This is a genomic window from Vibrio rotiferianus, from assembly GCF_002214395.1.
Lineage (GTDB): Bacteria > Pseudomonadota > Gammaproteobacteria > Enterobacterales > Vibrionaceae > Vibrio > Vibrio rotiferianus.
In genome coordinates, this window is record NZ_CP018312.1 from 3,232,565 (window position 1) to 3,252,011 (window position 19,447).

The following is a 19,447-nucleotide window of genomic DNA, read 5'->3' on the forward strand; positions in this document are numbered from 1 at the left end:
TTGCTTACGCGATGTATCATCGAAGAATTATTGAGGAAATGCAATGGATACCCATGTTTGGTTAGCCTATGTGGTAACAGCAATCGTTTTTAGTCTGGCTCCGGGATCTGGTACCGTCAACTCAATCAGCAATGGTTTGAGTTACGGCACGCGCAAGTCTCTGGGCGCTATTGTTGGTTTACAGATCGGTTTGGCAATTCATATTGCTCTGGTTGGTGCAGGTATTGGTGCTTTGGTCGCGCAATCGGCAACCGCATTTGCCGTTATTAAGTGGGTGGGTGCAGCTTACCTTGTGTGGCTTGGTATTCAAAAATGGCGTGATACGTCTAGTTTGGTAACACCAGAGACTCACAAAACAATGTCAGGTAAGTCATTATTGTACAAAGCCATTCTTATCAACCTGACTAACCCTAAATCTATTGTGTTCTTAGTGGCGCTGTTTCCACAGTTTATTGACCCAGCAAAAGATCAGCTAACCCAACTGCTTGTCTTGGGGGTGACGACTGTCGTTATTGATGCATGTGTGATGCTGGGCTACACCAGTTTGGCCGCACAAATGGGACGTTTTATTCGTTCAGATAAGATCATGGGCAAAATAAACAAAGTATTCGGTTCAATGTTTATGGGATGTGGTGCATTATTAGCGGCTGCGAAGTCATAAGCTACCAGAAGAGTTGTCCTTTAGCATGAATACAACGTATGTCGCTCGCCAGCCAATCTTTAACCGTAAAAGACAGACGCTGGGCTATGAATTGTTATTCCGTGATGGTGAGCGCAATGCTTACCCTTCTCATATAGATTCAAATCGAGCGACATACCGACTTATCGTCGAGAACTTTCTTTCTGTCGGCACTAACCCTGTTATTGCTTCATCACGCTGCTTTATCAATTTTCCTCATCAAAGCTTGGTGCGCAGATTGCCTCGCAGCTTACCCAAAAACAAAATTGTTATTGAGGTGCTGGAGACATGTCGTCCAACTGATGACCTTCTAGATGCAATTCGAGAGTTCTATCGAGAAGGTTATTTAATTGCTCTAGATGACTTTACGTTGACTCAGGAGTGGCGTCGATTTTTGCCTTACGTCCATATAGTGAAACTCGACATTATGGCTATGGGCCTAGATAAGGCATGCGAACTAGTCAAAAGTCATTTAGAGAAAAGAGTTAAGTACCACTTTCTCGCAGAGCGAGTTGAAACTGAAGAAGAATTTGAAGCGACTAAAGAGGCTGGCTTTAAGTTTTTCCAAGGGTACTTTTTTAGTCAGCCACTAATATCCCAAACGAAGTACGTCAGTCCTGAGCAGGTTCTTGCCCTGAAGCTGTTTCGTGAAGTATGTGTACCAGACCCTGATTTTGATCGGATTGAAAGTATCATTACTCAAGATGTCGCGTTGTCGTACAAGTTGTTGCGCTTTGTAAATACACAATCAAGCAATCTTGAGGTCGCTATTACCTCTTTTCGCCAAGCATTGATTTATTTGGGGCAAGAGAAGCTTAAGATGTTTGTCTCGTTGGTGGTGGCATCTTATATCTCGAGTAACAAACCCAGAGAATTGTACAATCTGTCTTTGCAACGTGCGCAATTTTGCCAGTTGATGTCTAGCTACCAGCCATTTTCGCACCTCAATGAGCAAGGCTTTATGGTCGGGCTATTGTCAATTCTTGATGCCATGCTCGATTTATCAGTAGATTCTCTTGTAGAGCAGCTACCACTTAGCCCCGCTTTAAAACAAGCGCTTTTGCATCGAGAAGGCGCTTATGGAGCACTCATTGCCCTAGAAGAATGTTACGAACGTGCTGACTGGAATGGTGTGGAAAAATTCTCTCAACAGCTTGGGCTCTCCTTTGACGATGTTAAGTCTCAGCTTGGTGAAGCGGTGCGCTTGAGCCAGACTTTCGTTGGCGCATAATCCGATCAAATATTAAACTTTTATTACAGTCGAGCGCGATCGCTTGACGGCATCCTAGTTTTAAATAAGTATATGCGCATATCCATATATAGGTATGTAACAATGCTTCCGCATCAATTCTTCAAACTTCTTTCCGATGAAACTCGTGTGCGCTGCTTAATGCTTGTTGTGCGCGAAGGGGAAACCTGCGTTGGTGATCTAGCCTATGCGCTACAAGAAAGTCAGCCAAAGGTTTCTCGTCATTTAGCTCTGTTAAGGTCGAATGGCATTTTGGTAGATAGACGCCAGGGACAGTGGGTGTTCTATCAATTGTCCCAACAGTTACCAGGATGGATGCAAAAATTGATTGATGACTTGGTCGCTTCGAACTGCTTAAAACAAGAGTACCAAGACGATATTTCACGATTGCACGATAAAACTCGTGCGGCTTGCTGCTAGTAGTAAGCGTTACCAGTTTATAGGTTTGAAAAGGTAGAAGATTATGACGATTAAAGTAGGTATTAACGGTTTCGGTCGAATTGGTCGCTTGGCACTGCGTGCTGCGTTTGATTGGCCAGAGCTAGAGTTCGTGCACATCAACGATGTAGCGGGTGATGCAGCGACGCTTGGCCACTTACTTGAGTTCGATTCAGTTCAAGGTCGTTGGAATCATGCAGTGCAAGTTGAAGGCACAGACATGGTGATCAATGGTAAGCGCATCACGACTTCACAAGAACGCGATATCGACGCTGTGAACTGGGGTCAATGTGATGTTGTGATTGAAGCAACGGGCGTTCATCGCAAAACCTCATTCCTAAACAAATACCTAGAACAAGGCGTAAAGCGTGTTGTTGTTAGCGCACCAGTGAAAGAAGAAGGCGTTGCAAACATCGTCGTTGGTGTGAACGACCACATCTTCGACCCAGCGCAGCACCGTATCGTAACCGCAGCGTCTTGTACAACCAACTGTATTGCACCAGTCGTGAAAGTGATTCACGAGAAACTGGGCATTGAACAATCGTCATTCACAACGATTCACGATTTAACCAATACACAAACGATTCTGGATGCGCCGCACAAAGACCTGCGTCGTGCACGTGCATGTGGTATGAGCCTGATCCCAACCACAACGGGCAGTGCGACCGCAATTGTGGAAATTTTCCCAGACCTAAAAGACAAGATTAACGGTCACGCGGTTCGTGTTCCTCTAGCAAACGCCTCACTCACAGACATCATTTTTGATGTGAAACGTGATACCACCGCAGAAGAGGTTAACGCACTACTGAAAGAGGCTTCAGAAGGCGAGCTAAAAGGCATCCTTGGTTTTGAAGAGCGCCCATTAGTTTCTATCGATTACAAAGGCGACCAACGTTCAACTATCGTCGACGCGCAATCAACCATGGTCGTGGGCTCTCGCATGGTGAAGATTTACGCTTGGTACGATAACGAGATGGGTTACGCGACGCGTACTGCGGAATTGGTTCGTAACGTTGGTATGGCATAAGGAGTTTTAAGATGTCTCATCCTACATGGCTATTAGATTTAGAAATGGGCGCATTGGTACTGACTCCATGTCCAGGTACCAAAGGTGTGGAACTGCAAGCTTCGCTAGAGCAGCTAAAAGCGCAAGGTGTAGAAGTGATTGTTACTGCCCTTGATGATGCCGAATTAGCGTCCAAAGACGTGTCTGCATTGGGCGATATAACCCAACAGTTGGGCATGAAATGGTTCCAAATTGAAATTGAAGATGACTGTGCTCCAGGCGAAGACTTCGCTGAAAAATGGTCACGAGCGAGCCCTGAACTGCACGCGATTCTTGCTCAAGGTGGCAAGGTTGCAATGCACTGTATGGGTGGTTCTGGTCGCACAGGCTTGTTTGCTGCGCACCTACTGCTAGAGAAAGACTGGGCGCTAGAAGATATCGTACGTGAAGTACAAGCTTTGCGCCCTGGTGCTTTCACTAAGCCAGTACAAGTTGAGTACATCGAGCGTGTAGCTAAAAGCGCTTGATCAGCTTGTAGAGCTTTTGGTGCATCATGATCCAAAAGCTCTCTTTATGCCGTAATGGCTTACCAATTTATGTGATTCTTGTTTATTGGTTTTGTGTTTAACTCATTGTTTATTAATAAATAATGTTTGGTTGTTTAATCAGTTCTTGTTTCACAATTTAGCGCCAGTATTGAGATGACTCAATGCTGGTGTTCAGGTTGTAGAGCATTTGGAACATCATGATCTAAATGCCCTAAACGCTGTACATCTGAGGTCGTTATGATTTCAAAACTAAGCAAAAGTATCCGTCAGTATATGCTGGTGACGTTCAACTATTGGAACTTCACCGTGACGGATGGTGCACTCCGTATGTTGGTGGTGCTTTACTTTCATGACTTAGGCTACTCAAGTTTAGCCATTGCTTCGCTATTTCTTTTCTATGAATTTTTTGGCGTAGTGACCAACTTGGTTGGAGGCTGGCTAGGTGCTCGACTTGGTTTGAACAAAACCATGAACGTCGGCTTAGGGATGCAGATTTTTGCCTTGCTGATGTTGGCAGTGCCTAATGCTTGGTTGACCATTCCTTGGGTGATGGCGGCGCAGGCAATCTCAGGTATTGCCAAAGACTTAAACAAGATGAGTGCCAAGAGCGCGATCAAAACTTTGGTGCCAGACGAGCAGCAAGGTGCGCTGTACAAATGGGTTGCGATCTTAACTGGCTCGAAGAATGCGCTGAAAGGTGCGGGTTTCTTCGTTGGTGGCTTGCTGCTATCAGCGTTTGGTTTCCAAACTTCGATGATCATCATGGCAAGTGTGCTGGCCGTTGTGTTTGTATGCAGCTTGATTTGGCTTGAGGCGGATATGGGTAAGGCGAAGAGCAAACCTAAGTTCCGTCAGATTTTTTCCAAGTCAGAGTCGGTGAACATTCTTTCCGCTGCACGTATGTTCCTATTTGGCGCTCGTGATGTGTGGTTTGTTGTTGCACTGCCAATTTATCTTGGCAGCGTGTTTGGTTGGGATCACCTGATGGTGGGTGGTTTCCTTGCGGCTTGGGTGATTGCTTACGGATTCGTTCAAGGTTTTGCGCCTCGTATTACCGGTAAAGCGCAAGGTCGAGTGCCAGATGGTAGTGCGGCATTGATTTGGGCGGGTATCCTTGCTGTCATCACTGGCGCGATTGCTTACGGCGTGCAAGTCGGTTGGCAACCAGAGCTGGTCATTGTGGTGGGCTTGATGATATTCGGTGCGGTGTTTGCGGTGAATTCATCTTTGCACTCTTACCTTATCGTCAGCTACGCGAAAGGTGATGGCGTTTCACTGGATGTCGGCTTCTACTATATGGCGAATGCGATGGGACGTTTGATTGGTACGGTTCTATCCGGTTGGATTTACCAAGAAGCGGGGCTGGCGGCATGTCTGTGGGTCTCTTTTGCCTTCTTAGCGCTGACAACTCTAATTTCTATCAAGCTACCAAAAGCCAAAGTGGCAACGGCTTAAATCGATTTACGATTCAGAATAAAAAATGGCTCCGCTTTGGGAGCCATTTTTGTTTTTACGATTCAGTATCGCAAATCAGTAAATCTTGCTTATGGGCAAATGCGGCCCTGTTGTGCTGGCTGCGTCATTTCCATATCACCTTTCAGTGAGCGGTAAACGATGGTGTTCCAAACTTCACCATTGTCCATTTCGAATTCAATCGCGTAGTTAAGGCCATTCACGACTTGAGTTCGTACGCTCAAGATTTCTTTTAGCTTCGCTGCGGTATTCATCTGACCAAGTACAAAGTCGAGTGCTTGTTGAGCCTCAGGTGTTACCTCTCCTTGTGACCAACCGCCAGCAAGGTTTTCAGCGTTGCAGATAGGGTTCGCTTCCGGTTGCGATTGTGTTGGTGCCACGGCCTCTTCCTTTTGATTACATCCAGCTAAAGCCACTACACAAACCAGTGACGCTAATAATGTTTTCTTCATAAAGACCTCTCTTAATAATTTAATTGGCATCCTAAAGGAACACAGAGTTTAAAGCTGTTTCATATCCGAGAAAGCTTAGGGTTACCGAATTCACTTCGCAATAGATGTTGGAGCGATTTATTTTGCAGATGAATGATGTTCTAGCGTCATTGTAGGGTTAAAAATAAGCAAAAACAGATTGTTAACTATTTCACTGGATGAAAATTGCCCTATGCTATAGGCGTGAAGTTACGCAAATTAGGAAAGGGTATGAGAGAAAGGGTTCTGTTTTTCGACTTATTACGTTGTGTGGCGGCGGTAGCAGTGATCGCCATCCATGTGTTAGCGCCATATCGTAATGAATTGGGCGTGATTCCATTTGACCAATGGTTAACCGCGGTGGGTGTGAACAGCGTGACGCGTTGGGCAGTGCCAGTTTTTATTTTGATCACGGGGGCATTGATGCTCAGCGATACGCGTCCTTTTGATGCCAAGTACTACTTCAAACGGCGCTTAGGTAAGGTATTAGTCCCTTTTATTATTTGGTCGATGTTTTATGCGTATTTGTCAGGCTGGACGGCGCAAGGCTTTGACTTTGCCACCGTTGAAGAAGTGGTGAGCAACAGTCCGCATCATGCAACCTACTACCACCTTGGATTCTTCTATTACTTTATTCCGCTCTATTTTGTGATTCCGTTGTTTCAATGGGTAGTCCGTAATTGTGATGACAGTGTCCTCTATGCGTATCTGGCGGTTTGGCTACTCACCAGCACTTTATTCTTATTCAAAATTGATGGACCGTGGAGTAATCAATACTGGCTTTATATGGGATATTTACCACTCGGTTATGTTTTGTTTAAGAAAGTACCGCTCAATCGTTCTATGGTTACAGCGTTTGCTGCGCTTGGGCTGGTGGCATTAGTGGTGACGTTTACTATGGTTGTCGCAAATAGCTTAGAGGCAGATAAATACACAGTGGGGCGTTGGCTATCATACAAAACATTGAATGTGATTTTAGCTGCGTCGATGATCTTTATGTTGTGTCGTTACTTTGGAGAAGGTTTGGCGCCAAAAGCGCAAAAAGTGGTGAGTGTTATTAGCCAACACAGTTTGGGTATTTATCTTCTCCACCCAATTTTCTTATGGCCGATGAAAGTGTTCGGTTGGTATCAAGGGCACCCTGCATGGGTGATTCCGGTGTGGATTGTATTAAGCGGTGCTGGAGCCTTGGCGATGAGCTATTTGTTCTCCAAGTCCGCCAAGACTCGCTGGTTGTTGCCGTAGTTTAGCGTTTTAGGGCGAAGTGTAAGAACTTGTCGCCACAGTAAGTCAGTGTGCCTTTATCACCGGGATTTAGAGCGTGGTAATAGTGCACACCGATTTGAAACTCGCGTTTTGGTCCAATCGAGCCGCGTTGTACATAAATCCAATATTCTTGGTCGTCTTGACCTGGCTCTGCTTCTGGCACTTCTATTACTTGCTTGTCTAATATGGTCACTTGAGCGCTTTGTTCAGGTGCGTCTTCGCCAAAGTAATGCTTGCTGTAGAAGCGGAAAAATACCCATGCACCAAGTGCAATTAGGGCGAATAGAGCCAAAATAAGTGAGATTGGCATGATAACCTCCAATGTTTCATTGGCGCCTATTTTACAGAACTCCCTGATTAAACTATGAGTTGAGATAAATTATTCGTGATCTAGTAAAAGCGTCGTAGATTTTATTCGGCGCACTTCACATTTTATATGCGTTCAAGAGCACAATTTAAAAGGAAATTTGCACCTTTTGACTCGAAAAAGTTCTAAATTTATAGAAGAATGAGATGACAGACAAAGGAATGGTCAAGTAAGGAGGGTTGCGATGTCAGATATTGAGAAAGTAGTCATGCGTACCCGAACCATCGAAAAACTTCTGCGTACGCAATATCATGCGGAAGGGAAGGGGTTGCATCAATTGATCAGCAGCTGTGAAGAACGTTTGCCACACGACGTTATAGCGAAATTACGCTTTATCGCAACCGTGCGCAATAAGATTGTTCACGAAGAAGACTATAAGTTGGACGACAGAAAAGGCTTTATGGCGGCATGTGATGCCTGTGAAAAGGAACTTACGCCAAGAAGTTCTCGCTTTATTTGGCGAGCGGCTATTTTGTTAATGGCCTTGATTACGCTTGCTGCTCTTGGCTTCTATTACATGCACTGGGATATTCTAAGTAAGCATTTGTAGACTACAAAAATTGAACAATAAAAAAGGGACGCGGAAGCGTCCCTTTTTTATTTTAAACAGTAACTTAGTACATCATTGGCAGTGTCATTAAACCAACAACCACTGCAATCATTACCAGCCCTTGTTTTTGAGAAGAAGAAATCATAACACTACCCCTAAAATCATTGATGAACTCGATGTAAATAATATAGCACTGTTTTTGGCTGTTGATCAACTTCAAAGCACAAAACTTTTCAAAACTAACACTTAACTTTCGTTTATTGACCCTTTATTGACTAATAAAACTGTGTTTTTTGTGCTGTTGTTAAAGTGTGCGACTTGTCTAATTCTTCTTCTTTTTGTTTTTAAGTTTATGATTTTTAAGTGTTAAATATGGTTAATGTGATGGTGTTATAGTGTTTATTGTCTCTAAGGTGTGTTTGGTGATCTATTTTTGCTGAATTTCTCAAAAGTTGAGAAAATTCTATTTAATGCTAGTTAGGTCGATTTAAATTAAGGGCTTTGGAAACGTATTTTCCTATCTGATGAGAAAATTACAGCCTCAAAAACGGATAGGCTCAGTCTTGATTGGCAATGGTTGGATTTTTTCGACTTATCTCCTTGATGGTTAGTTATATCAGTTACTTATGTTGATTTGTCTGAATTTTTAATCTACATGATTACTGGGCTGATAGCGGTTTATTCTTTATAGGTCAGGCGGTTTTGTCCCTCTTGGTGCGCAGAGGTCATGGATTTTAGTTTTGTGTTGGTTATTTACACATAGTGCTCGTGTGGTGAACAAAGTGGCGGTTTATTTTTCACAGTATTGTCTATGGTGAGCTGAAAGGCCGAGCTATTCTTAGAGGTGAATAGATTGTCACTTCGTTGATTGAGTCCGTGGTGATTACGAAATGTTTTGATTCGCTAGCGAGATCCAACTTTCATTGATTATGTCTTTACATCAAGATTGGTCTACCTAGACTAGCGGCGAGATTACGTGAAAGGTGTATCGGCATGTGGAGTTGGTTAGCGATTGGGCTATCGGGGATGTATTCCGTGTTGGGGGCAAAACAGGCCAATCCAACGCAGTCTCTAACATTTAAAATTTTTACTCTGCTATTGCTACTGATTTTGGCACTGACTGAGGGTTCTTCAGCACCACATACTTATTGGATCGTGGGTGGTCTCGTGGTCTCGATGTTTGCTGATACGCTCCATTCGTTTAAATCTCGTAAGCCTCTCTATTTTGCCGGTTATCTACTGGCACAAATTTGTTATAGCAAATCGTTCTGGGTTCAGCTCAATGGTGACATTGTGTGGTGGCTGTTAGCTTTACTGCTTGCTGCAAGTATTGTGGCTTTCTTCCTCTTGCTACCACAGTTAGATTCCATGGTCTTTCCGGTCGTGATCATGGGTATCATGCTGGTTCAACTGGCTTGGGCGGCGGGTGAGGTTTGGTTACAAGCGCCAAGCTTTGCTAATGCGATCGGGTTTAGTGGCACCTTAGTGATGATTTATTCTGCTTTAGCTTACGCGATACATGGTTATCGTAAGCCGATGAAGCGAGCCTATGTCTGGGTGAGCGGCAGTTACTTCTTAGCCCATGCATTAATTGTTGCTTCTATCATTTACTAACTTAGGTCAAAGCAATCGATCATGTTTTAGTTACACTGCCCAGACTAACTTTGAAGATTGGAATCGATGATGACTGAAATTCATGCACATAACTTGCTGAACCTACTCCGTGAAACCCCAATGAATCGTGATGAACTTGCTGCTCATTTCGGCACAGATGCGCGCTTTCATACCTGTAAGCTGAATGATCTAGACTTAGATGCATTGCTAGAGTTTTTGCTAAAGCGCGAAAAAGTACGCGAACTTGAAGGTAAGTTTGTGGTTAACATGGCGCGCGTTTGTAATCACTAAGTGGCGGCTAAGCGTTATTCGTTGAGGGCGGGAAATCCATTTCGCCTTCAACCATATATTCACGTATTCACTTTGTTATACTGGCCGCCAATTTTCCTGTCGAGGTCAGAACATGGACATTCTTTCTGCAGCGACCATGCTGTTTCTTATTATGGACCCGCTCGGCAATTTGCCGATTGTGCTGTCCATTCTCAAACACCTAGATGCTAAGCGTCGCCGTAAAGTGTTAATCCGTGAATTGTTGTTTGCCTTGATGATTTTGATGCTATTCCTCTTCGCAGGCCGAAGCATCATGAGCTTCCTTCATGTTCAACCTGAAACCTTGAGTATTTCTGGCGGTATTATTCTATTTATCATCGCGATTAAGATGATTTTCCCTAGTGCGGGCAGTATTACTGGTTTAGCGGCTGGCGAAGAACCATTCATTGTGCCGATGGCGATTCCGATGATAGCTGGACCATCTGTGATTGCTGCATTGTTGCTATTGTCTTCTCAGCACCCAGATAAGATTATGGAGCTGTCGGCAGCTGTGTTGATTGCATGGGGGGCGACGTTCTTTATCTTGATGTTCTACAGTTTCTTCCACCGTATTTTAGGGGAACGTGGTCTGAAAGCCGTCGAACGTTTGATGGGATTACTCTTGGTGATGATTTCTACTCAGATGTTCCTTGATGGCGTGAAGAGCTACATGGGTTAAGCCTTTGTCCACCGGATGAATACAAAAAAGCCGCTTTAGTGAGCGGCTTTTGTTTATCTGAGGTTTCTACATCATATGCTTGCGACGGATATCGAGCAGAGCAAATATGCCAAAAATCAAAATCGAGTATTTCTCCCAACTGCTCATCTTAATTTTGTCACCAAATGCACCGATGAAGATCGCCATTTGTAGACCATGCATAATGAACAAAAATGCCGCCATGATATACAGCGCAATGGCCGCTTTACCTGGAAAGGGCATAAAGATGTTGAGGATTAATATAAACCAGACAAAGGCGATGGCCGCTTTAGCCAGTATCAATAATGCTTTCATTTAACTATCCTTTTAAATTGAGGCTTTAAGCTGTTGCGCGTTCATATAAGCGGTAGCTGACTTGGCCTGCGGTTTTCTCGCGGTGCAGACGCCAGTTTTCTGGAAGCCCAGCAATGTTTAGTTCTTTCTCTGTTTCAATATAAATCATCGCATCTTCAGCCAGCCAGCCATTTTGCTCAAGCAAGGTCACGGTTTCATCCAATAAGCCTTTGCGAAACGGCGGATCGATGAATACTACGTGATGTGGCGTACCCGGTTGCTTCAAAAAGCTTAACGCATCGGTGTTCACTACATGAATATTACTAGTATTCAATGATGCAATGTTCTTTTGTAACTGCTGAAATGCTTGTGGATTTAGCTCCACCATGGTGACAAGCTCTGCTTGGCGAGAAGCGGCTTCAAAGCCTAAGCCGCCCGAGCCAGCAAATAGATCGAGGCATTTTGCTTGCGGCACATCTTGAGCTAACCAGTTAAATAGGGTTTCTTTTACGCGATCCGTGGTTGGGCGCAAACCTTCAGCGTCATGAACAGGTAGCTTTCTGCCTCTCCATAAACCACTAATAATGCGAACAAAGCCCGTTGTTGGCTTTTTTTGTGATGAGTTTTGCTGGCGACGTCTTACCATAGATTTTTTGACCGCTAATAAAGTGATACTATATCCAATCGCCCAAGCTTTGAGCTTGGATACAGCCCAGAATATTCAAGATGACAGAGTGTAACACTAATAAGATTAGATTCACCTAATTGGAAAGTTTTCACAACTTTGTCATTCGCCTTTTCTGTCAAGATAATATTCTTGTCAGAAAAGAGTCATTAATAGATAAGAAGACAATCTAGGATAGCCCCAGATGACGGAAAAAAAGAAGCGCGGATTACTTTCGTGGCTAGGTTTTGGTGATGAAGAGCAAAGCCAAAAACCGACAACTGAAGAATCAGTAAAAGAAGAAGCAGCGGAAGTACCTGCCGCCGAGCAACAATCTACAGAAGATGCTGCCGATCAAGCAGAAGAAAAAACAATTGTTGAAGAAGAAACTGAGAAGCCTGAGCCTGTCCTAGCAGAAGCAGAAGCAGAAGCAGAAGCAGAAGCAGAAGCAGAAGCAGAAGCAGAAGCAGAAGCAGAAGCAGAAGCAGAAGCAGAAGCGCCAGTTGTGCCTCGCATCCAAGAGCAAGAGAAGCCAACGGAAAGCTTTTTTGCTCGTCTTAAGCGCAGTCTAAGCCGTACTAAAGCGAACATTGGTGCAGGCTTCTTTGGTCTGTTCAGTGGTAAGAAGATCGATGAAGACCTTTTCGAAGAGCTAGAAGAACAACTGTTGATTGCTGATGTGGGGATGAATACCACCACCAAAATCATCGACAACCTGACCGAGAAAGCTTCTCGCGGTGATCTGAAAGATGGTGAAGCACTTTACGGCCTATTAAAAGAAGAGATGGCAGAAATCTTAGCTAAAGTAGAACAGCCTCTCGAAATCGACAGCAGCAAAACCCCTTACGTTATCTTGATGGTTGGTGTGAACGGCGTTGGTAAAACAACTACGATCGGTAAGCTAGCGAAGCAATTCCAAAACCAAGGCAAGAAAGTCATGCTCGCTGCAGGTGATACCTTCCGTGCAGCAGCGGTTGAGCAGCTACAAGTATGGGGCGAGCGTAACAACGTTCCTGTCATTGCTCAGCACACTGGTGCAGACAGCGCATCTGTTATCTATGATGCAATTGAAGCGGCAAAAGCGCGTGGCGTTGATGTCGTGATTGCAGATACTGCAGGTCGTTTACAAAACAAAGCTAACTTAATGGAAGAGCTACGCAAGATCGTGCGCGTGATGAAGAAGATTGATGATTCTGCACCGCATGAGATCATGCTGACGCTAGACGCGGGTACAGGTCAAAATGCCATTAGCCAAGCGAAACTGTTCAGTGACGTGGCCCCTCTAACTGGGATTACATTGACTAAGCTGGATGGTACGGCGAAAGGTGGCGTTATCTTTGCTATTGCTGATCAGTTCGAAATCCCAATTCGCTACATTGGTGTAGGCGAAGGTATCGAAGACTTGCGTCCTTTCGAAACTCAAGAGTTCATCGACGCTCTGTTTAGCCGTGAAGAGTAATTAGAGTTAGAGGTAATCAACGGTGATCAAATTTCAGCAAGTGAGCAAAGCATATCGAGGTGGTCGACAAGCCTTACAGAAGGTCGATTTTCATCTTAGGCGCGGAGAAATGGCGTTTTTAGGTGGTCACTCGGGTGCGGGTAAAAGTACTTTGTTGAAACTGATATGTGCAATAGAGCGCCCAACTGATGGAAAGATCCAGTTCAACGGGCACGACATTACGCGTATTCCAAGCAAAGACATCCCTTTTTTACGTCGTAATATTGGGATTGTGTTTCAAGATCACCGTTTATTGATGGACCGAAGCGTGTTCGACAATGTCGCGCTGCCGATGCGTATTGAGTCGATTTCTGAAAATGAAATCAAACGCCGAGTTTCTGCGGCATTGGATAAAACGGGTCTACTTGATAAAGCCCGTTGTCTACCTAGTCAACTCTCGGGAGGTGAGCAACAGCGTGTCGGTATCGCTCGTGCTGTTGTAAACCGACCAACGTTATTGGTGGCGGATGAACCGACGGGTAATTTAGATCCAGAATTGTCTAGTCGCGTTATTCGTTTATTTGAAGAATTTAATCGTGCTGGCGTAACGATTCTCCTTGCGACGCATGATATCGGGTTAGTAAATACTCGCCCTCAATATCGCCACTTTGAATTGAACCAAGGTTTCCTTAGTGAGGTAGAAGACTATGGTAGGTAATAAGCGCACCCAGAAGAAAGGGCGTAATACTGGTCGTGCAAATACCGATAGTTTTTTCTCCGTCCATCTGAAGCAAGCGAAAGCTTCTTTTCGTGCGTTATGGCGACGTCCTTTAGGTAATATCCTTACCCTTGCCGTGATTTCGATGGCGCTTTCCATGCCAGCATGTTTATACCTATTAGGTAAAAATGTAGCGGGCGCAGCCGAAGATGTAGCTTCACCATCGCAAGTTAGTGCTTACTTAGTTGAAGGGATGCCAGATGCTAGGGTGATGGTATTAAAAGATCAGATAGAAACTTGGCCTTTGGTAAAAGAGGTGGAATATATTTCGCCACAACAAGGTCTATCAGATCTAAGCCAATACGCTGGTTTTGACCAAGCGTTGAGCCTGTTGAGTGGTTATGCACTACCTGGTGTGTTGGTGATTACGCCAGATACCGAGTTAAAAAGTGATATCAAAGCGTTAGCGAAGGATGTCCGCCAACAGCAAGACGTTACCGATGTTAGGCTTGATGAGGATTGGTTAACCCGTTTAGATGCGATTAAAACCCTTGCTGGTATTATTGTCATCACCCTGACAATACTGATGTTAGGTGCTGTATTTTTAATCGTCGGCAATACATTACGTTTTAATGTATTAGCAAATAAAGAAGAGATTCAAACCATGAAACTGATCGGCGCGACCGACAGTTTTATTCTTCGTCCCTACCTCTATACAGGTATGTGGTTCGGAGTACTAGGCGCAGCAATAGCATGGTTGGTTACTGCATTAGTTACAGTGGTAATGAATAGTGCGGTAGAAGATTTAGCAGCGCTGTACGATAGTCAGTTCCGTTTGATTGGCTTGAGCTGGGATGAATCTCTGTTATTGATCATCACTGGCAGTTTATTGGGTTGTATTGCCGCACGAGTATCCGCGCAGCGACACCTAAAAGAAATTGAACCAGTTTAGGTGATAAAGGTCTTATACTTGGAATTTATTAGCACAAGCTAATTTTTCTCTCTTGTTTAGACGATTTGTTTATGGATAATTGCTCACCCTTCTTGCAACTTGTTCACTTTGAGTTCAAGATGGCGAAGCTAAATTGCAATGTATTGCTCCAGATCAGAGATTGATGAGGAATTGAATGTCAAACGAAGCGTATCCGATGGCCCTAGTCACGCAAGATAGCCTTGATAGCTATATCCGTTCTGTAAACAGCTACCCAATGCTGACACCAGAAGAAGAGCGAGGACTGGCAGAAAGATTACACTACAACGGTGAGATTGATGCGGCGAAAGGCCTGATCTTGTCACACCTACGATTTGTTGTTCACGTTGCTCGTGGCTACTCAGGCTACGGCTTGCCAATGGCAGACCTAGTTCAAGAGGGCAACATCGGTCTGATGAAAGCGGTTAAGCGTTTCAACCCAGAAGTGGGTGTTCGTTTGGTGTCTTTTGCGGTTCACTGGATCAAAGCAGAAATTCATGAATACGTGCTACGTAACTGGCGTATCGTGAAGATTGCGACTACAAAAGCGCAGCGTAAACTGTTCTTTAATCTGCGTAAGTCGAAAAAGCGCCTAGGTTGGTTCAACAATGGTGAAGTAGAAACGGTTGCACGTGAGCTGGGGGTAGAGCCTTCAGAAGTGCGTGAAATGGAATCTCGTTTGGCAGCAATAGATTCAACGTTCGATATGCCAACAGACGAAGACGACAGTTCGAATTCATATACAGCCCCAATGCTGTACTTAGAAGATAAGTCGTCAGATGTCGCGGACAATGTTGAAGCGGCTAACTGGGAAGCACATACCAATAACCGTTTGAGCCATGCATTAGCAAGTCTAGATGAGCGTAGTCAGCGTATCGTAAGCTCGCGTTGGTTAGACGACCAAAAAGCAACACTGCAAGATCTAGCGGATGAGTTTGGTGTATCTGCTGAGCGTATTCGTCAGCTAGAAAAGAACGCGATGAAGAAGCTAAAATTAGCTGTTGGTGAGTTCTAACTTCCAATCCTAATACAAAGTAAGATTTTCATAGAAAGCCGAGATCATGTGATCTCGGCTTTTTTATTGTCGATCTAAATTCGATGAAGTTTGCGATCCATTTTATCTGTGCTACCTGTGTATAACTCTGTGAAGTAATTATTCATCAACTGTTCGAAAGCCGGACAAAATAAGGCTTTATCGCCGTTTTTGTTTTGGGGATAGTTCTGAATATACACACAGTTAGATCAAGATCATCACTACATATTGTGGATCAAAAGATCCAAATGCACTTTATCAACGCAATTCACAGATTTATCCACAAACGGTTGGAATATGAACAGCTTTAAATGACCAGACTATCTCTGTGGCTAAGTTTGGCTTTGGATAGGTTACAATGACGTCAATTCTGAGAACAACATGAGAAAGTAAATGGACCAGTTTCAACACATTGATGTACAAAGTGCTCAAGCCTTGCTTAAACAAGGCGAAGCTAAACTTGTCGATATTCGTGACCCTCAATCTTTTGCAGTGGCGCATGCAGAATCCGCTTTTCATCTGACCAATGACTCAATCGTGGCCTTTATGGACGAAATAGAGTTCGAACAACCTGTTTTAGTGATGTGCTATCATGGCATCAGTAGTCAAGGTGCGGCACAATATTTAGTTAACCAAGGCTTCGAACAGGTGTACAGTGTGGATGGTGGCTTTGAAGCCTGGCAACGAGCAGAACTCCCAATAGTGAGAAGTTAATGAAGAGATTGGTAACGTTAAGTAATCCACGTATGGCGCAAGCTTTCATTGATTACATGGCATCGCGCAAAATTGAGATTCAGATGATGCCGGAAGGTGAAGGGCAGTTTGCGCTTTGGTTGACGGACGCGCAGCATGAAATAGAAGTCGACGCGGAGCTGAAGCAGTTCTTAGCCAACCCATCGGCTTCGAAGTACAGCGCGGCCTCGTGGTACGTTGCCGATACTCGCAAGAGTAAATTTCATTACTCCAGCCCAAGCATCATGGGAATGATCAAAGCCAAAGCGGGTCCTGTGACTTTATTGATCATGGCCGTTTGTACAGTTATCTACTTTTTACAGATGTTTGGTTTTGGTGATGGGGTGTTTGCACTGCTGCACTTCCCCGCTTTTGAAGGTCAGCAATGGCAAGTTTGGCGTTGGATAAGTCATGCATTGCTGCATTTTTCAGTGACACATATTGTGTTTAACCTACTGTGGTGGTGGCAGTTAGGTGGTGATATCGAACGTCGCCTAAGCTCCGGTAAGTTACTGCAAATCTTCTTTATCTCTGCGGCGCTGTCTGGCGCTGGGCAATTTTACGTAGAAGGGGCCAACTTCGGTGGCTTGTCTGGTGTGGTCTATGCGCTACTTGGTTACTTGTGGGTTCTTGGTTATCGCTGCCCACACCTTGGCTTAGCCCTACCTAAACCGATTATTGGCTTTATGCTGGTGTGGTTAGTACTAGGCTTTGTTCAGCCATTTATGGCGATTGCCAATACTGCCCACTTGGTAGGTTTGCTCTCAGGTATGGCGATTGCGCTGTTTGATTCAGGCAAACAGAAATACCAACAAGCATTGTGAGCACTTGATAAGAATAAAAAAGACCGCCGAAAGGCGGTCTTTTGTTTTACGAAGTAAACCTGCAGAGGTTATTGATAGAGATACTTGGTAAAGAGTAAATCAGCAATAATGGTCTTGCCTGTTTCTGGAAGAAGAATCTCATTGAGTTTTTCAACCAAGGTTTTACGTAAGTCTTCTCGGCCAGACAATGATTTAATCGTATCTTCAGTTTGTTTGCCCAGTAACTCTATAACCGCATCACGAATGAGCGGTTGATGATGTTCGACAACAGCAAGATCTTGTTGGCTCATGACCATAATATCGATACGAACTTGTACATAACCTAGCTTTTTGCCTTTGGTGTAAAAGTTAGTAGTTAAATCTGGCTCAAGAGTAAAATAGGCCAACTGAGGTCCTGTTTCTTCCGATTCTGCCCAACTAGGTGCAGAGATCAGCAAGCTCAATGCAAAAATAATTTGGGCTACATAACGTTTGTACATATTTCTAACTTTTCTTTCTCTGGATCGCGATACTCGAATCGCTTTAGTCTTGATACAATAGACCGTCTATAACAAATAACGGAACTTACAGTTTCAATAAGACGGTAAGTTGTTGCTTTATTGTACGCATAAAGCCACCAATTGAATACTAGTATGAATCAGCCGACATCACTCTATATTACTTCTTTAATGGAAGTAGAGTGGCAAAAACCCGAAGATTTCGCATTTCCCAATGAATTTGCTCAGCATTGGCTTGAGGAGCAAGGGTCTTTGTCACGCCGTTTGAAGCAGCACTGTCAGGAACTGACAGTGGAATTGCTGCATAACCAAATTGTTACTGCACAGACACTACGTGAAGATGAAAGTCTCTTGTTATCCGACCAAGATTGCCTGCTTAGAGAGGTGATTTTATGTGGTGACAATACAGATTGGGTCATTGGCCGCACGCTAATCCCACGCACAACTTTGGTCGATCAACAATATGACTTGGCTCAGCAGGGGGATATCCCGTTGGGGTTGACCGTATTCAGCGCTGATAATGTTGAACGCGATGCTCTGCAAATAGGGTGGGTTGATCTGCCACAAGGGCGCTTTTTAGCGCGTCGCTCAAGATTGTGGATGAATCACAAACCGATGCTGGTCGCTGAGTTATTCTTACCAAATTCACCCGTTTACGCTAAGGAGAAGGTGTAAATGTCCGCAGAAAAAGCCAAAGCATATTGGCAACTGATGCGAATGGATCGCCCAATTGGCTCATTGTTGTTGTTGTGGCCGACGGTTTGGGCACTTGTGATTGCCGCGCAGGGCATGCCAAATTGGGATGTACTCATCGTGTTTGTATTAGGCGTGTTCCTAATGCGCAGCGCTGGTTGTGTGATTAACGATTTTGCCGACCGTAAAGTCGATGGACATGTGAAACGTACCAAGCAGCGTCCTTTGCCATCGGGTAAAGTGACCTCGAAAGAAGCGATTGGTTTGTTTTTGGTTCTTGGTATCAGTTCGTTCTTATTAGTGCTAACTATGAATCCGCTTACGATTAAGCTCTCTTTTGCGGGTATCTTTTTAGCGTTCATCTATCCATTTATGAAGCGTTACACCCATCTGCCACAGCTGTTTTTGGGCTTGGCTTTTAGTTGGGCGATTCCGATGGCGTGGGCTGCGCAAACTGGCGACCTGCCTTGGATTGTGTGGTTTGTGTTTGTGATTAACGCGCTGTGGACCATTGCCTACGACACTCAATACGCGATGGTTGACCGAGACGATGACTTAAAGATTGGTATCAAATCGACGGCTATCTTGTTTGGCCGTTATGACAAACTAGTGATTGGTGTTCTGCAGTTAGTTACTTTGGCGATGTTAGTGCTGCTAGGTCAACACTATGAACTTGGACAGAGCTACTACTGGACGATTCTGGTTGCGGCTTCTTTGTTTGTATACCAGCAACACTTGATTCGCCACCGAGAGCGCGACTTGTGTTTTAAAGCCTTCCTTAACAACAACTATGTCGGAATGGTGATTGCGGTCGGTCTGTTTATCGCTTTCTGGTAACGGCGTAGTACAAACGTTCAGATAGAAAAAAGGCATCCAATTGGATGCCTTTTGTGTTTTTGTCGAGGTGAATATCGAGCT

Annotated in this window: 24 protein-coding genes; 19 read left to right on the forward strand and 5 right to left on the reverse strand. The window is 44.3% G+C overall.

The features are described from left to right. Positions 1-43: 43 nt before the first annotated feature. The 6 genes from rhtB (at position 44) to arsJ (ending at position 5,375) form a co-directional block, all read left to right on the forward strand. The gene (gene rhtB, locus BSZ04_RS24230) at positions 44-661 is read left to right on the forward strand and encodes a homoserine/homoserine lactone efflux protein (protein ID WP_088881553.1); all 618 of its coding nucleotides are present in this window, start codon (positions 44-46) and stop codon (positions 659-661) included. Positions 662-686: 25 nt separating this feature from the next. Next, positions 687-1,910 carry an EAL and HDOD domain-containing protein gene (locus BSZ04_RS24235; protein WP_088881554.1) on the forward strand — a complete coding sequence of 408 codons (1,224 nt, stop codon included), beginning with the start codon at positions 687-689 and terminating at the stop codon, positions 1,908-1,910. Positions 1,911-2,012: 102 nt separating this feature from the next. Next, positions 2,013-2,348: a metalloregulator ArsR/SmtB family transcription factor gene (locus BSZ04_RS24240; RefSeq protein WP_045393339.1), complete on the forward strand. Its 336-nt coding sequence runs from the start codon at positions 2,013-2,015 to the stop codon at positions 2,346-2,348. Positions 2,349-2,391: 43 nt separating this feature from the next. Beyond that, on the forward strand, positions 2,392-3,393 hold the full coding sequence (locus BSZ04_RS24245; protein ID WP_071236451.1) for an ArsJ-associated glyceraldehyde-3-phosphate dehydrogenase: 1,002 nt from the start codon (positions 2,392-2,394) through the stop codon (positions 3,391-3,393). An 11-nt stretch (positions 3,394-3,404) separates the two neighbouring features. Beyond that, positions 3,405-3,899: a cyclin-dependent kinase inhibitor 3 family protein gene (locus BSZ04_RS24250; RefSeq protein WP_088881555.1), complete on the forward strand. Its 495-nt coding sequence runs from the start codon at positions 3,405-3,407 to the stop codon at positions 3,897-3,899. Positions 3,900-4,157: 258 nt separating this feature from the next. After that, a complete protein-coding gene (gene arsJ / locus BSZ04_RS24255; protein ID WP_088881556.1) occupies positions 4,158-5,375 on the forward strand; it encodes an organoarsenical effux MFS transporter ArsJ in 1,218 nt (405 codons plus the stop codon). Positions 5,376-5,464: 89 nt separating this feature from the next. On the opposite strand, the gene BSZ04_RS24260 is transcribed toward arsJ, so the two are convergent. Further along, entirely contained in the window at positions 5,465-5,845 is a 381-nt protein-coding gene (locus tag BSZ04_RS24260) for a cystatin domain-containing protein (RefSeq protein WP_088881557.1), read from the reverse strand. A 249-nt stretch (positions 5,846-6,094) separates the two neighbouring features. Between BSZ04_RS24260 and BSZ04_RS24265 the strand changes: the two genes are divergently transcribed. Beyond that, a complete protein-coding gene (locus BSZ04_RS24265; protein ID WP_088881558.1) occupies positions 6,095-7,108 on the forward strand; it encodes an acyltransferase in 1,014 nt (337 codons plus the stop codon). Position 7,109: 1 nt separating this feature from the next. On the opposite strand, the gene BSZ04_RS24270 is transcribed toward BSZ04_RS24265, so the two are convergent. Continuing rightward, positions 7,110-7,439 (reverse strand): DUF2500 domain-containing protein, encoded by a 330-nt coding sequence (locus tag BSZ04_RS24270; RefSeq protein WP_010444499.1) that lies wholly within the window; start codon positions 7,437-7,439, stop codon positions 7,110-7,112. Between the two features lie 241 nt (positions 7,440-7,680). Here BSZ04_RS24270 and BSZ04_RS24275 point away from each other — a divergent pair, with 241 nt between their 5' ends. The 4 genes from BSZ04_RS24275 to BSZ04_RS24295 all read left to right on the forward strand — a co-directional run bounded on the left by BSZ04_RS24275 (position 7,681) and on the right by BSZ04_RS24295 (position 10,648). After that, positions 7,681-8,046, forward strand: a complete 366-nt coding sequence (locus BSZ04_RS24275) for a hypothetical protein (protein ID WP_010444498.1) — start codon at positions 7,681-7,683, stop codon at positions 8,044-8,046. A gap of 993 nt (positions 8,047-9,039) precedes the next feature. Continuing rightward, the gene (locus BSZ04_RS24285) at positions 9,040-9,660 is read left to right on the forward strand and encodes a lysoplasmalogenase (protein WP_045393357.1); all 621 of its coding nucleotides are present in this window, start codon (positions 9,040-9,042) and stop codon (positions 9,658-9,660) included. 69 nt (positions 9,661-9,729) lie between these two features. After that, positions 9,730-9,951 carry a YecH family metal-binding protein gene (locus BSZ04_RS24290; RefSeq protein ID WP_010444493.1) on the forward strand — a complete coding sequence of 74 codons (222 nt, stop codon included), beginning with the start codon at positions 9,730-9,732 and terminating at the stop codon, positions 9,949-9,951. Positions 9,952-10,063: 112 nt separating this feature from the next. Further along, positions 10,064-10,648: a YhgN family NAAT transporter gene (locus tag BSZ04_RS24295; protein WP_010444492.1), complete on the forward strand. Its 585-nt coding sequence runs from the start codon at positions 10,064-10,066 to the stop codon at positions 10,646-10,648. Between the two features lie 66 nt (positions 10,649-10,714). Here the strand turns inward: BSZ04_RS24295 and BSZ04_RS24300 are convergent, their stop codons facing one another. Together BSZ04_RS24300 and rsmD are read right to left on the reverse strand one after the other, a co-directional pair. Further along, on the reverse strand, positions 10,715-10,981 hold the full coding sequence (locus BSZ04_RS24300; protein WP_010444482.1) for a DUF1145 domain-containing protein: 267 nt from the start codon (positions 10,979-10,981) through the stop codon (positions 10,715-10,717). A 25-nt stretch (positions 10,982-11,006) separates the two neighbouring features. Next, complete coding sequence (rsmD, locus tag BSZ04_RS24305; protein ID WP_010444480.1) at positions 11,007-11,606, reverse strand: 16S rRNA (guanine(966)-N(2))-methyltransferase RsmD; 600 nt, start codon at positions 11,604-11,606, stop codon at positions 11,007-11,009. 223 nt (positions 11,607-11,829) lie between these two features. Here rsmD and ftsY point away from each other — a divergent pair, with 223 nt between their 5' ends. The 6 genes from ftsY (at position 11,830) to glpG (ending at position 17,339) form a co-directional block, all read left to right on the forward strand. Next, complete coding sequence (gene ftsY / locus BSZ04_RS24310) at positions 11,830-13,083, forward strand: signal recognition particle-docking protein FtsY (RefSeq protein WP_088881559.1); 1,254 nt, start codon at positions 11,830-11,832, stop codon at positions 13,081-13,083. Positions 13,084-13,105: 22 nt separating this feature from the next. Beyond that, positions 13,106-13,780 (forward strand): cell division ATP-binding protein FtsE, encoded by a 675-nt coding sequence (gene ftsE / locus BSZ04_RS24315; protein ID WP_010444476.1) that lies wholly within the window; start codon positions 13,106-13,108, stop codon positions 13,778-13,780. Next, entirely contained in the window at positions 13,770-14,732 is a 963-nt protein-coding gene (gene ftsX, locus BSZ04_RS24320; RefSeq protein ID WP_010444474.1) for a permease-like cell division protein FtsX, read from the forward strand. The genes ftsE and ftsX overlap by 11 nt, the downstream gene beginning before the upstream one ends. Before the next feature lie 175 nt (positions 14,733-14,907). Further along, positions 14,908-15,765 (forward strand): RNA polymerase sigma factor RpoH, encoded by an 858-nt coding sequence (gene rpoH / locus BSZ04_RS24325; RefSeq protein ID WP_038884842.1) that lies wholly within the window; start codon positions 14,908-14,910, stop codon positions 15,763-15,765. Positions 15,766-16,176: 411 nt separating this feature from the next. Beyond that, positions 16,177-16,497: a thiosulfate sulfurtransferase GlpE gene (gene glpE / locus BSZ04_RS24335; RefSeq protein WP_038884844.1), complete on the forward strand. Its 321-nt coding sequence runs from the start codon at positions 16,177-16,179 to the stop codon at positions 16,495-16,497. Then, entirely contained in the window at positions 16,497-17,339 is an 843-nt protein-coding gene (glpG, locus tag BSZ04_RS24340) for a rhomboid family intramembrane serine protease GlpG (RefSeq protein WP_088881560.1), read from the forward strand. Before glpE ends, glpG begins: the two co-directional genes overlap by 1 nt. A 68-nt stretch (positions 17,340-17,407) precedes the next feature. On the opposite strand, the gene BSZ04_RS24345 is transcribed toward glpG, so the two are convergent. Next, a complete protein-coding gene (locus BSZ04_RS24345; protein ID WP_010444471.1) occupies positions 17,408-17,818 on the reverse strand; it encodes a flagellar basal body-associated protein FliL in 411 nt (136 codons plus the stop codon). 153 nt (positions 17,819-17,971) lie between these two features. On the opposite strand from BSZ04_RS24345, the gene BSZ04_RS24350 reads away from it, so the two are divergent. Beyond that, a complete protein-coding gene (locus tag BSZ04_RS24350; RefSeq protein WP_162531087.1) occupies positions 17,972-18,511 on the forward strand; it encodes a chorismate lyase in 540 nt (179 codons plus the stop codon). Beyond that, on the forward strand, positions 18,512-19,366 hold the full coding sequence (ubiA, locus tag BSZ04_RS24355) for a 4-hydroxybenzoate octaprenyltransferase (protein WP_071236443.1): 855 nt from the start codon (positions 18,512-18,514) through the stop codon (positions 19,364-19,366). It begins immediately after the preceding gene. Positions 19,367-19,447 lie beyond the last annotated feature (81 nt).